Source organism: Burkholderia perseverans, from assembly GCF_022870505.1.
Lineage (GTDB): Bacteria > Pseudomonadota > Gammaproteobacteria > Burkholderiales > Burkholderiaceae > Burkholderia > Burkholderia plantarii.
This window is the reverse complement of sequence record NZ_CP045094.1, coordinates 1769717-1781969: the sequence shown is the minus strand read 5'-3', so window position 1 is coordinate 1781969 and position 12253 is coordinate 1769717. Positions and strand designations below refer to the sequence as shown.

The following is a 12253-nucleotide window of genomic DNA, read 5'->3' as shown; positions in this document are numbered from 1 at the left end:
CTCCTGGCTGGCCGCCGGGCGGCCGGTTGATTGTCTGCGCGCGCGTCTCGCGGCGCCGCCGTTCTTGATTGCTTATGCCGCCTCGTCGGCGAGCCGCGGCAGCGTGATCGAGATCGCGGTGCCGACGCCGGGCGCGCTGTCCACCGCGATACTGCCGCCGTGCCGTGTCACCACCGTTTTCACGAACACCATCCCGAGGCCAGCGCCGGCGATCTCGGGCCGCTCGCCCGCATGAAAGCGGCGGAACCGCTCGAACAGGTGCCGCTGGTGCTCGGGCGCGATCCCGTAGCCCTGGTCGCGGATCGTGCAGGTCACGCGCGGCGGCGCCTCCGCGATCGCGAGCGTGCAGCGGATCAGCGTATCGGCCGGACTGTACTTGATCGCGTTGTTGAGCAGGTTCACGAGCGCGCGCGTCAGCAGCGAGCGGTCCGCGCCGATCCAGCACGGTGCCTCGCCGGCCGCCGTGTCGATGCGGATCCGCTTGGCCTGCGCCTGCGGCCAGACCTCGTCGCTCGCGTCGATCAGCAGGTCAGAGAAATTCACGGTGTCGATCCGGTAGGTCTGCGACTCGGCGCGCGCGAGCTGCACGAACTCGTCGGCGAGCGTCAGCGCGCGCTGCGCGTGGCGCTCGATGCGCGCCAGCAGCTCGCGCTGCGCCGGCGCCGCGTCGTGGCGCTGCCGCTCGGTGCGCACCAGCGCGAGGATCGAGGCCTGTGGCGAGCGCATGTCGTGCGACAGCAGGTGCAGCGCCTCCTCGCGCTGGCGCTCGGCCGCGTGCAGCGCGGTCACGTCCACCAGCCCGGCGATCCAGCCGATCGCGTGGCCCTCGGCGTTGGTACACGGCGCGTAGCGAAGCAGGTGGTCAAGGCCGTCGGCATCGCGCACTTCCAGCCCGCTCGCGAGCAGCGCCGGCGACTCGCCGCGCGTGGGGTCGAGCGCGGCCGGCCACGCGGCGCGCAGATCCGGCTCGCGCTCGGGATAGGCCACCGTCTTCACGAACGCGAGCTCGCCGAGCGCGGCCTGCAGCGGCCGGCCTTCGGGCGAGGCCACCCGCAGGCGCGCGCAGTAGTGCCGGGCCGCATGGTTGACGATCAGCACGATGCCGGCCACGTCGGTCACGAAGATCGGCTCGGGCATGCTGTCGAGGCTGTCCCAGACGAAGCGCTTCATGTCCTGCACGCGCTGCGCGGCCTGCGCCATCAGGTTCATCTGCCGTTCGAGCACGTCGCCGCCGAACTCGGCGCGCGCACCCGCCGCGCGCGACGCCTCGGGCAGCAGGTGCGGCTCGGCGGCGAGCCGCTCGAGTTCGTCGCGCAGGTAGGCCAGGGTCATCTCGAGGCGCCGCCAGTTCCAGGTCGGATAGGCGACGATCAGGCCGAGGATCGCCGGCGCCGGCGTGAGCCACAGCCGCCCGCCGAACAGCAGCGCGGCGCTGCCCGCCACCGACAGCACCGCGACCGACAGCGCCAGCAGCAGCGCGCGCCGCGGCGACAGCAGCAGGATCCCGGCCAGCAGCGCCGCGAGCGGCGGCAGCGAGGCGAGGAACAGCCAGCCGCGCGAGACGGGAGAGATCGCGCGGCCCGTCAGCAGCATGTCGAGCACGGTCGCATGCAGGTAGACGCCGGGCAGCGGGCCGAACTCGCCCGAGATCGGCGTGGCGAAGCGGTCGTAGAGCCCGGCGGCCGTCACGCCGACCACGATCACCTTGCCGCGCAGCGCCGCGTCCGGCACCTTGCCGGCCAGCACGTCGGCGAGCGAATACGACGAATAGGCGGACGTGCCGCGACTGAACGGGATCAGGTAGCGACCGCCCGGCAACGAGGCGGCGAATCGCGACGCAAGGGCGGGCAGCGCGGACGACAAGCCCGATGACGGCGCCGGAAGTGCGGAGCGCGCCGGAGTCGAGACACCGGACGCCGGCGCGGACGACGCGCCCGATGACGGCGCCGGGCCCGACGCGACCGATGCCGACGCGAGCGGCACGGCGCCCGCCGGCACCGCGGCCGGCCGGCTCGACGACGCTTCGATCGCGGCCGAAGTCGAAGCCGCGCTTGCCGCCGATGCGCGCCCCACCGAAGCCAACGCCCCCGCCGCCCCATCACGCGCGATGCCGCGCGCCGCCGCCAGCATCAACTGCGGCCAGTCGCGCCGCCCGTCGCTTTCCGTCAGCGCGACGCTGCGCACGATGCCGTCCGGGTCGACCTCGAAATTGATGTGCCCCATGCCGGCCGCGTGTGCCGCGAGCGCCGGCACCGGCAGCGTCAGTTCGCGCGCGCCGGTCTCGCCCTCGGGGCTCAGCAGCACCGGCAGCCAGGTCGGTACGCGCGCGAGCGCGGCGCCCAGTTGCGCGTCGTCGGGCGAGGCTTCGATGAACAGCACGTCATAGACGACGGCGGCCGGCCGCGCATGCGCGAGCCGCCCGAGCAGCTGCGCATGCACGCTGCGCGGCCAGGGCCAGCGGCCGAGCCGTTCGAGGCTGGCGTTGTCGATCTCGACCACCACGATGCCGGGGTCGGGCGCGAGGCGGCGCGCGCCGAGCAGATGGTCGTAGATCAGCCGGTCGATGCTCGCGGTGGCCTGCCACGCCACGCCGGCCAGCACGGCCGCCACGCCGAGCACGCCGATCGCGAGCCATTCGACGAGGAAGCGCCGGCCGGGAGGACGCCGCCGCCGGGAGCCGGGTTCGGGCTTCATCGGCCGGCTCAGCGCGCGAGCGTGAAGCTGTTGACGGCGCCTGCCTTGTCGTAGAAGCGGCCGTCGACGAACTGCTCGGCGATCACGGCCCAGTAGTAGTCGCCGGGCGGCAGATGCGCGACCACGATGCGCGCGTCGGTGAGCCCCGGCTGGTCGATGACCGGATTGGCCAGTTCGCGCGAGGCGGACAGGATGAAGCGGTAGTGCGTGACGGCGGCCGTCGCGCCGGCCGGCTGCCAGCGGAACGCGTAGCCGTCGCCGGCCGGGCCGGCCTCGGTGCTGAGCCCGAAGCGGCGCCGCTCGAAGCCGTACACGCGCCCCTGCCCTTCGAGCCCGTTCGCGTCGAGCGCGGCGATCCGCACGAAGTAGCTGCCGTCGGGCAGATCGGCGAAATGCACGCTCGGCGCATCGGACTGCACCTCGCGCAACAGGTCGAGAAAGCCGGCGTCGCTCGCCAGCTCGACGCGATACGCGCGCGCGCCGTCGAGCGGCACGATCTCGAACGCGACCTGCGCGTCGTCCTGCACGTTGCCCGGCTTCGCGAGCCGCGGCGCGTCGAGCAGCGGCACGGGCGCGCCGACCTGCCCGTCGGCACCCGTCACGCTGCCGAAATTCGCGTGGACCAGCGTGGCGTCGGGCTTCGCGGCGCGCCGCCGGCCCGCGCGCGGCGCGTCGGGCGCGACGCCGACCGTGCCGTCGAGCACCTCGACGCGCGTGAGCGCCTGGCCGTCGGCGTCGTAATCGACGCGGAAGTGCGTGCCGCGCACGCCGGCCACCACCGACGGCGAGCGGATCTGGAAGCGGTCGTCGGGCTTCTTCAGGTGCGTGACCTCGCTGTCCACCGAGCCGCGCCGCAGTTCGAGCTCGCGCTCGAGTACGTCGGTCAGCACGGTGCGGCGCAGCATCGCCACGTCGATCTGGCTGTCGGGCGGCAGGCTCAGGTGGGTGCCGTCGGCCAGCTCCAGCGTGACGAAGCCGTCGCGGCCGGTGCGCAGGCGGTCGCCCTCGCTCAGCGTGGCCTCGGCCCCGAGCGCCGCGAACGCGCCGTCGCGGCCGGCGCGCTCGACCGCGCCGTGCAGCGCGATGACGCGCGCGGTCAGCCGCTCGCGGCGCAGCCGCGCGGCGGGCAGGCGGATCACCACGCCGCGCCGCAGCCGCTTCGGCGCCGGCACGCCGTTCAGGCGCGCCACCAGGCGCCAGTCGTCGGGGCCTTGCAGATAACGCGTCGAGATCTCGTAGAGCGTGTCGCCCTCGTTCGTCACGTAGGGCACCGTCGCGATCGTGCGGGCCGTGCCGCCGGTCGCGCGGCTCATCGGCGGGCCGCCGGCACCCGGCAAGCGCGTGGCGGCGCGAACGGTATGCGTGGCGATGCCGACGGCGGCCAGCGCCAGCCACGCCGCCGCGATCGCGCGGCGGGTCGCGAGCCGGGCCGCGCTCACTCGGCGGCTCCCTGCTGCAGCCGTTCGAGCCGGTAGCCGTAGCCGTAGATCGGCGCGAGGCGATAACCGTTCTCGGGCCGCAGCGCGAGCTTGGTGCGCAGCATCGAGATGTGCGTGTCCATGGTGCGCGACGGCACGTCGGTGGCCTGCTTCCAGACCAGATCGAGGATGTGTGCGCGCGAGAGCGGCTGGTCGACGTGCTGGAACAGCAGCAGCGCGAGGTCGAATTCCTTCTGCGTGAGGTTGACCGGCTGCTCGGCCACGAAGGCCTGCTTCAGGGTGGTGTCGAAGCGGTAGCCGTCGAACTCGCGGATCGCCGCCTCGTTGTGGGCCGGATAGGCGCGGCGCAGCAGCGAGTGGATGCGCGCGCGCAGGATCGGCGCGGACACCGGCTTGACGACGTAGTCGTCGGCGCCGGCCTTGAGGATTTCCGTGATGCCAGCCTCGTCGTCGCGGCTCGTCATGAAGATGATCGGCAGGCGATGTTCGACCTGGTTCTCGCGCACCCACTTCAACAGTTCTTCGCCGGACAGGTCGGGCACGTTCCAGTCGAGCACCAGCAGGTCGAAGGTCTCGCGCTGCAATCGTTTCTTCAGCGCCTTGCCCTCGCTGAACGCATAACAGGTATGGCCGACCGCCGTCAGCGTCTGGCTGACGAAGTCCGTCTGCGACTCGTCGTCGTCCAATACAGCAATTCTCATAACACCCCGCAATGCGGACTCGGCGGGAAACCGTTCCGCGTTCCGCGCCTGATCGCGCGAATCGCCTGCCAGCCGTGGCCTCGAACCGGCAGGACCACCGCAAAGCGGCGTCCGTTCGCTATTGTGTCCGGATCGCCGCTTTTCTCAAAATCTGGTCGTACGTCATCAAGCCGTCTCGCAAGCGCCGCTGCGCCGCGCATCGCGCGGGCGTCACGGCGACTGCCCGGCCCTCGTGAGCCGTCATGGCCCGGCGGTCTCGCCGGTCGCCGGAGTCATCGTCGAAGCCACTCGAAGCCACCATGAAGCCGCCTGTCCGTCGCTGCCCCGCGACGCGAACTCAGCGGCGGCCGATGGCTGGCGCAAGCACCGTGGTGCCGGCATCGATATCGTTCTCGCGCTCGCCGGATCCATCGCCGTCCGGCGCCGGTCGTGGCGAGCCGTGCCCGGGCCACTGCGCGGGCGGGCCGTCGTCGGCCGGCGCGTCGCGCGTCCCGGCCAGCGCGGCCAGCAGCTGACCGCGCACATGCTCCCAGGCACCGCGCGCGTAGTCGGGCTGATCGGCCGCCCATGCCTGCGCGAGATCGAACACGCGCAGCACGGTCGGTGCGCAGCGCGTCAGCGCCGGCGCCGGCGTGCCCAGCACCTCGCGCAGCCATTCGGCAAGCCACGGCATCTCGGCCGCGCAGGCATCGGCATACGCTTCGAGCGCGGCCCGCGCGTGCCGGTCGCGCGCCGGATCGAGCCCGACACGCTGCATCACGCGCAATCGCTCGCGCGCCCTGCCGCGGAACGCGAACGGTATCCGGACCGTGCCGGGCCTGAAAAACATGGTTTCTCCCAGATGCGGCGCCACTGTGCGTGGCGCGTCGCGATATGAAGCTGGCGTCGGCCGAATATGCCTGCCATTGCAACGCAGTATAAACAGTGGCCTATCGAATGTCGTTTAAGAATTGTCAGATCGTTAATAATCGTCGACAAAACCACGACAATTCAATTCAACTCATATCGGATAACACATCGGCGATTTTCCTGCATCGCCTGCCATGCGATTTTCATGTCCGACTTATTTCAAAAAATGACAATTATCGGGGTGCTACCACTCGCGCCGATCCCGCGCCCGGCAACGTCGTCCGCCGCACGGAAACGGCCCGCGAAAATCACGCGTCAATCGATCCAGTCAAACCGGGATCAATTCTGCACTTATTTAAAAACCTCCGCACGCATTGCTGGCGGAATTGTCATTTTGGTGGAATGACGAACGACGACCGACCAGTGGCGGCGAATCGCGTTACGCCGTCGCGCCAATTCCGCGGCGCGCGCAATTGCCCGGCAATTGCCGGAGTTTCGGCGAATCGGAGCGGACCGCGCATGGCGGCATGGCGCACGACGCCTGCTCCACCACGACATGCATGGCGGCGCCGTAAAAGAAAACCGCCGCCGGGGCGCAAGGCCCGGGCGGCGGCATCGCGGCCGGCGGCGGCGTCAGCGGCGGCGCATCAGGAACACGAACGTCTTGTCCTGCGTCGAGGATTCGACGATCTCGTTGCCGGTCTGCTTCGCGAACGCGGCGAAGTCGCGCTGCGAGCCGGGATCGGTGGCGAGCACCTTGAGAATCTGGCCGCTCTCCATGTCGGCGAGCGCCTTCTTCGCGCGCAGGATCGGCAGCGGGCAGTTGAGCCCGCGCGCATCCACTTCCTTGTGAACTTCCATCGGCTATCGACCTTCGTATGACGCGCCCGCGCCCGACGAGGCGCGGAAACAAGCGGCGATTTTACCGCAGCGCGCCGCCGCGTGCCGGCCGCCCGAGGTTTGCGGCGCCACGATGTGACCGCGTCATGAAGGCGAGCACCGCCCTCGCCTTCATGCGCCGCGCGCCTACAGCTCGACCGCGCGCCCGGTGGCCAGTGCCTCGCGCATCGCGTGGCCGATGCGCGTCGCCTCGCGCGCGTCGGCCAGCGTCGCGCCGCCCGAGTCGGTGCCGTCGCGCACGGCCGCCACGAACGCCTGCGCCTCGATCAGGAACGCCTCCTCGAAGCGGTCGAAGAAGGTCGGCGTGCAGGTGTTGCGGATGCCGCTGGCGTCGTGGATCTCGACGCGGTTCGCGCGCGGGTTGCGGCCGATGGTCAGCGCGCCCGCCGTGCCGATCACCTCCGAGTGCGAGTCGTTGCCGTGCGCCATGGTGCGCGAAGCGTAGAACATCGCGAGCGCGCCGCCCTCGAATTCGCAGATCGCCACGCCGTTGTCGACGTCGCCGCAGGCGCGCAGCCCGTCGTGCAGCGCGATGGTGCCGGCCGCGAACACGCGCGTCGCGCGCGGCCGGCCGAGCAGCCAGCGCGCCACGTCGATGTCGTGGACCGAGCAGTCGAGGAAGATCCCGCCCGAACTCGGCGCGAAGCGCACGAAGAAGCCGTCCGGATCGTTCTGGTCGGTGGTCTGCGAGCGCACCAGGAACGGCCGGCCGATGGTGCCGGCGGCCACGCGCCCGAACGCGTCGCGGTAGCTCGGATCGAAGCGCCGCATGAAGCCGATGGTGGCCTGCAGATGCGGGCGCGCCTCGGCCTCGGCGATCACGCGCTCGCACTCGGCCAGGTCGAGCGAGAGCGGCTTCTCGCAGAACACGTGCTTGCCGGCGCGCAGCGCCATGACGATCTGCTCGGCATGCAGCGAGGACGGCGTGACGAGCCAGAGCGCGTCGAGCTCGGGATCGGCCGCGAGCGCGGCGAAATCCGCGTGGATGCGCGGCACCTCCAGCACCTCGCGCGCCCACGCGCATTCCTCGGCCACCGGGCTGCAGGCGGCCGCGAGCACGGCGCCCGGCACGCGCCGCGCGAGGTTCTCGGCATGACGGCGGCCGAGCCGGCCGAGCCCCGCGATGCCGATCCGCACCGGCCCGGCCGGCGAAGGGGAAGCGTTCATCGTGGCCTCCGTCAGGCGGACGCGGCGGCGGCGGTGTCGGCGAGCCGCACGATGCGCTGCTCGCGCCACGATTGCGTGGCCGCCTCGGCCAGCTCCAGCGCCTTGACGCCGTCGGCGATGGTGGTGCGTACCGGCTCGCCGCGCGTGAGCGCCGCGAAGAAATGCGCGATCTCGCGCGCGTAGGCGGCGCGGTAGCGTTCGAGGAAGAACGCCTCGGGCAGGTCGTTCGACACGGCGCGCGCCGTGTAGGCGGTCACCTCGGTGGGCCGCAGGTTGCCGGCCTGCAGCATGCCGCCGCTGCCGAGCAGCTCGAAGCGCTGGTCGTAGCCGTAGGCCGCGCGCCGCGAGGTGTTGATCTGGCAGAGCCGCCCGGCGCGGGTGCGGATCGTCACCGCGGTGGCGTCGATGTCGCCGGCCTCGGCCACCGCGGCATCGGTCAGGCAGCTGCCGGTGGCGTGCAGCGTCTCGGCCTCGTCGTCGAGGATCCAGCGGAAGATGTCGAAGTCGTGGATCAGCATGTCCTTGAAGATCCCGCCCGAGCGCTTGAGGTAAGCCACCGGCGGCGCGCCCGGATCGCGGCTGGTCACCACCAGCATCTCCGGCGCGCCCACCTCGCCCGCGTCGATGCGCGCCTTCACGGCCTCGAAGGTCGGATCGAAGCGGCGCTGGAAGCCGATCATGCAGACCACGCCGGCGCGCGCCACCGCCGCCTCGCAGGCCCGCGCGCGTTCCAGCGCGAGATCGACCGGCTTCTCGCAGAACACGTGCTTGCCGGCCGCGGCCGACCGCTCGATCAGGTCCGCGTGCGTGTCGGTGCTCGAACAGATCACGCTCGCGCCCACCGCGGCGTCGCCGAGCGCGCCGTCGGCGTCGGCCGCCTGCGCGCCGTGCTCGGCCGCGAGCGCGGCGGCCGCGGCCGGGTCCACGTCGATCACGTACTTGAGCCGCACGCCCGGCTGGCGCGCGAGATTCGCCGCATGGATGCGGCCGATGCGCCCGGCGCCGAACACGGCGACGTCGATCGTCGGCACTGCTTCAGTCATCGTATCCTCCAGTGTCCTTCACTTCTTCCACGTTCAGTTCGAGCCGGTACGCGAGCGCGATGAACAGCGCCTGGCACAGGCAGATGGTGCTCGTGAGCGAGCGGAACGCGAACGCGCTGCCCTCCTTCACGAGCAGATGCGCGCTCGCCTCGCGGACCAGCGGCGAGAGCCGGCTGTCCGTGATCACGAGCGTGTTCGCATGGTTGTGGCGCGCGGCGCGCAGGCAGTACTGGGTCTCCTTGCCGTAGGGCGCGAAACTGATCGCGACCACCACGTCGCCGCGCCCGACGCTGCGGATCTGCTCGCGGTACATGCCGCCGAGCCCCGACACCAGGTGCACGCGCCGCGCCGTGTGCTGCAGCGCATAGACGATGTAGCTCGCCACCGGGAACGAGCGGCGCACGCCGATCACGTAGATGTTGTCGGCCTTCTCGAGCATCGACACGGCCGCGTCGAACTGCGCGTCGTCGAGCCCCGCCGCGAGTTCGTCGAGCCCGGCGCGCGAGGCGTCGATGAACTGGTGCGCGACGGCCGGCACCGACAGCGCGCCGCGCCGGTCGTCGATCAGCGAACGGATCCGCTGGCGGTAGCTCTGCCCGGCCGGATTCTGGCCCGTGTAGGCATCGCGAAACACCGCCTGCAGATCGGAAAACCCCGAGAAACCAAAACGCTGCGCGAAGCGCACCACCGCCGACGGATGCACGCCGCAGCGCTCGGCGATGTCGCTGGTGCGATCCATCATCACCTTCGCGCGATGCTCGTCGATGTACGAGGCGATGCGCTTCAGCTGCCGCGGCAGCGTGTCGTAGGCCTCGGTGATGCGCTGCAGCAGCGCGTCGACGGGCGTCTCGGATTGCGGTGTCTCGTCCATGGGGTGCGGCGCCCTGGCCGCGCCGCGCGGGGCTCGCGCGGCACCGGGCCGATGCCGATGTGGTGAGCCGAGTATAGGGAGTTCGCCATCGAAATGGAATAAATTTTCCATTTCTATCTGAAATAAAATTTTCTTTGCAATCACAAACGAGTTGACCTAATCTTGCTCGTGAACGGCAACGTTCGACCCATAACAGAACCGACACAGGTGGAGACATGAGACTTTGCAATGGCAAGGCCGGCTTTCGCGCGAACGGAATCAACGCGGGTCTGAGAACGCTCGTCGCGGCGCTGGCCTTCGCGGCCGGCCTGGCCGCCACGGCGGGCAGCGCGCAGGCCGCCGACGCCCGATTCGTGCTGGTCAGCCACGCGCCCGATTCCGACTCGTGGTGGAACACCATCAAGAACGCGATCAAGCAGGCCGACGAGGATTTCAACGTCACGACCGACTATCGCAACCCGCCCAACGGCGACATCGCCGACATGTCGCGCCTGATCGAGCAGGCCGCCGCGCGCGACTACGACGGCGTGATCACCACCATCGCCGACTTCGACGTGCTGAAGAGTTCGCTCGGCAAGGTCACCGCGAAGAAGATCCCGCTCGTCACGATCAACTCGGGCACCGAGGAACAGAGCGCGCAGCTCGGCGCGATCATGCACGTGGGCCAGCCCGAATACGTGGCGGGCCAGGCGGCCGGCGAGAAGGCCAAGGCCGCGGGCGTGAAGTCGTTCCTCTGCGTCAACCACCTGGCCACCAATCCGGTCTCGTTCGAGCGCTGCCGCGGCTTCGCCGACGCGATCGGCGCCGACATGAAAAGCTCCACGATCGACGCCGGCACCGACCCGACCGAGATCCAGTCGAAGGTCAGCGCCTACCTTCGCAACCATCCGAACACCCAGGCCGTGCTGACGCTCGGCCCGGTGCCGGCCGCCGCCACGCTCAAGGCGCTGCAGCAGATGGGCCTGACCGGCAAGCTCTACTTCGCCACCTTCGACTTCTCCGACGACATCGCCAAGGCGATCCGCAGCGGTGCGATCCGGTTCGCGATCGACCAGCAGCCGTACCTGCAGGGCTACATCCCGGTGGCCGTGCTCGCGATCGTGAAGCAGGACAAGACCACCGACCCGGTGAAGATCCGCCAGATCCTCGAGGCGAATCCGAAGTTCCAGGCACGCCTCGCCACCTACGGGCTGCAGCCGTCCTACGGGCCGAAGAACATCCGCTCGGGCCCGGGCTTCATCACCAGGGACAACCTCGACAAGGTCGTGAAATACGCGGGGCAATACCGCTGACGCGGCGCATGGCGCGGGCGCGGCCGGGCAGCACGCCGGCCGGCCCGCCGCCACGGTCATCGTTCATCGCGCGGCGGCCTCGCCGCGCCTCTGTACCGGCGCCGCGGCGTAGCCCCGCTCCGCGCGCGCCGGGCATCAAGGAGACATCATGGGTGTAGCCGGCAAACCTCTGACAGCGCAGACACCGGACACGCCGCCCGCGGGCGGCCGGACCGACGAACGGCTGCGCGGCGAGGCGTGGTACTCGCGCTTCCTCAACCGCCCCGAATTCGCCGCGATTTCCGGCGCCGTGCTGGTGTTCGCGGTGTTCGCGATCGGCGCGGGCGGCTCTGGCATGTTCAACCTCGACGGCATCATGAACTGGTCGCAGGTGGCCGCCTATCTCGGCATCCTCGCCGTGGGCGCGTGCCTGCTGATGGTGGCGGGCGAGTTCGACCTGTCGATCGGCTCGATGATCGGCTTCTCGGGGATGATGGTGGCGATCCCCACCGCCTATTTCCACTGGCCGATCTGGGCCGCCGTGATCTTCGCGTTCGCCGGCTCGATGGCGCTCGGCGCGCTGAACGGCTACCTCGTGATGCGCACCCGGCTGCCGTCGTTCATCGTCACGCTGGCGTTCCTGTTCATCCTGCGCGGCCTCACGCTCGCGCTGTCGATCATGTTCGCCGACCGCACCATCATCTCGGGGATGGGCGACTACGCGCACGCCGATCCGCTCACGCACCTGCTGTTCCAGGGCGTGGCGTTTCACGGCCTGTTCCGCTGGCTCGCGCAGATCGGCATCGGCGGCGTGCTCGACAACGGCGAGCCGCTCGTGCCGGGCGTGCCGAAGGTGATCCTCTGGTGGTTCGCGGCCACCGCGATCGGCGCGTTCGTGCTGGCCAGGACGCGCTGGGGCAACTGGATCCTCGCCGTGGGCGGCGACGCCAACGCCGCCAAGAACGTCGGCGTGCCGGTGCGCCGCGTGAAGATCCTGCTGTTCGTGCTGACCGCGTTCTGCGCCTGCCTGTTCGCCGTGCTGCAGGTGGCCGACATCGGCTCGGCCGCGGCCGACCGCGGGCTGCAGAAGGAGTTCGAGGCGATCATCGCCGCGGTGATCGGCGGCACGCTGCTCACGGGCGGCTACGGCTCGGTGGTCGGCGCCGCGTTCGGCGCGCTGATCTTCGGCGTGGTGCAGATCGGCATCACCTACACCAACATCAGCTCGGACTGGTTCCGCGTGTTCCTCGGCGTGATGCTGCTGCTCGCCGTGCTGTTCAACCACTATGTGCGCCGCCGCGTCGCGCAATCGTAAGGA

9 protein-coding genes and 1 pseudogene are annotated in these 12253 nt (G+C 70.5%); 2 read left to right on the top strand and 8 right to left on the bottom strand.

Features of this window, described 5'->3' with window-relative positions; all coding sequences use genetic code 11:
• Positions 1 to 72: 72 nt before the first annotated feature.
• The 8 genes and pseudogenes from BpN12_RS22490 to BpN12_RS22455 form a co-directional block, all read right to left on the bottom strand.
• Complete coding sequence (locus tag BpN12_RS22490; RefSeq protein WP_246797648.1) at positions 73 to 2694, bottom strand: CHASE2 domain-containing protein; 2622 nt, start codon at positions 2692 to 2694, stop codon at positions 73 to 75.
• Between the two features lie 8 nt (positions 2695 to 2702).
• Complete coding sequence (locus BpN12_RS22485; RefSeq protein WP_246797964.1) at positions 2703 to 4007, bottom strand: FecR domain-containing protein; 1305 nt, start codon at positions 4005 to 4007, stop codon at positions 2703 to 2705.
• A 122-nt stretch (positions 4008 to 4129) separates the two neighbouring features.
• Positions 4130 to 4834, bottom strand: a complete 705-nt coding sequence (locus BpN12_RS22480) for a response regulator transcription factor (protein WP_246797647.1) — start codon at positions 4832 to 4834, stop codon at positions 4130 to 4132.
• A 496-nt stretch (positions 4835 to 5330) separates the two neighbouring features.
• Positions 5331 to 5663: pseudogene (locus BpN12_RS22475) on the bottom strand (hypothetical protein); the annotation flags it as partial.
• A 653-nt stretch (positions 5664 to 6316) separates the two neighbouring features.
• A complete protein-coding gene (locus tag BpN12_RS22470) occupies positions 6317 to 6544 on the bottom strand; it encodes a sulfurtransferase TusA family protein (protein WP_042624656.1) in 228 nt (75 codons plus the stop codon).
• Positions 6545 to 6709: 165 nt separating this feature from the next.
• Positions 6710 to 7750 carry a Gfo/Idh/MocA family oxidoreductase gene (locus BpN12_RS22465; protein ID WP_246797646.1) on the bottom strand — a complete coding sequence of 347 codons (1041 nt, stop codon included), beginning with the start codon at positions 7748 to 7750 and terminating at the stop codon, positions 6710 to 6712.
• A gap of 11 nt (positions 7751 to 7761) precedes the next feature.
• Positions 7762 to 8793, bottom strand: coding sequence for an inositol 2-dehydrogenase (gene iolG, locus BpN12_RS22460; RefSeq protein WP_246797645.1), 1032 nt, complete (start codon positions 8791 to 8793; stop codon positions 7762 to 7764).
• On the bottom strand, positions 8786 to 9664 hold the full coding sequence (locus BpN12_RS22455) for a MurR/RpiR family transcriptional regulator (protein WP_246797644.1): 879 nt from the start codon (positions 9662 to 9664) through the stop codon (positions 8786 to 8788). Before BpN12_RS22455 ends, iolG begins: the two co-directional genes overlap by 8 nt.
• A gap of 215 nt (positions 9665 to 9879) precedes the next feature.
• Here BpN12_RS22455 and BpN12_RS22450 point away from each other — a divergent pair, with 215 nt between their 5' ends.
• Together BpN12_RS22450 and BpN12_RS22445 are read left to right on the top strand one after the other, a co-directional pair.
• Positions 9880 to 10956, top strand: a complete 1077-nt coding sequence (locus tag BpN12_RS22450) for a sugar ABC transporter substrate-binding protein (RefSeq protein WP_246797643.1) — start codon at positions 9880 to 9882, stop codon at positions 10954 to 10956.
• A gap of 148 nt (positions 10957 to 11104) precedes the next feature.
• Entirely contained in the window at positions 11105 to 12250 is a 1146-nt protein-coding gene (locus tag BpN12_RS22445) for an ABC transporter permease (RefSeq protein WP_246797642.1), read from the top strand.
• Positions 12251 to 12253 lie beyond the last annotated feature (3 nt).

What these genes read in the sequence shown, in the direction of transcription:
- BpN12_RS22470 (WP_042624656.1), bottom strand. Translation starts at nt 6,544, where the DNA reads ATGGAAGTTCACAAGGAAGTGGATGCGCGCGGGCTCAACTGCCCGCTG.
- iolG (WP_246797645.1), bottom strand. Translation starts at nt 8,793, where the DNA reads ATGACTGAAGCAGTGCCGACGATCGACGTCGCCGTGTTCGGCGCCGGG.
- BpN12_RS22485 (WP_246797964.1), bottom strand. Translation starts at nt 4,007, where the DNA reads ATGAGCCGCGCGACCGGCGGCACGGCCCGCACGATCGCGACGGTGCCC.
- BpN12_RS22445 (WP_246797642.1), top strand. Translation starts at nt 11,105, where the DNA reads ATGGGTGTAGCCGGCAAACCTCTGACAGCGCAGACACCGGACACGCCG.
- BpN12_RS22480 (WP_246797647.1), bottom strand. Translation starts at nt 4,834, where the DNA reads ATGAGAATTGCTGTATTGGACGACGACGAGTCGCAGACGGACTTCGTC.
- BpN12_RS22490 (WP_246797648.1), bottom strand. Translation starts at nt 2,694, where the DNA reads ATGAAGCCCGAACCCGGCTCCCGGCGGCGGCGTCCTCCCGGCCGGCGC.
- BpN12_RS22465 (WP_246797646.1), bottom strand. Translation starts at nt 7,750, where the DNA reads ATGAACGCTTCCCCTTCGCCGGCCGGGCCGGTGCGGATCGGCATCGCG.
- BpN12_RS22455 (WP_246797644.1), bottom strand. Translation starts at nt 9,664, where the DNA reads ATGGACGAGACACCGCAATCCGAGACGCCCGTCGACGCGCTGCTGCAG.
- BpN12_RS22450 (WP_246797643.1), top strand. Translation starts at nt 9,880, where the DNA reads ATGAGACTTTGCAATGGCAAGGCCGGCTTTCGCGCGAACGGAATCAAC.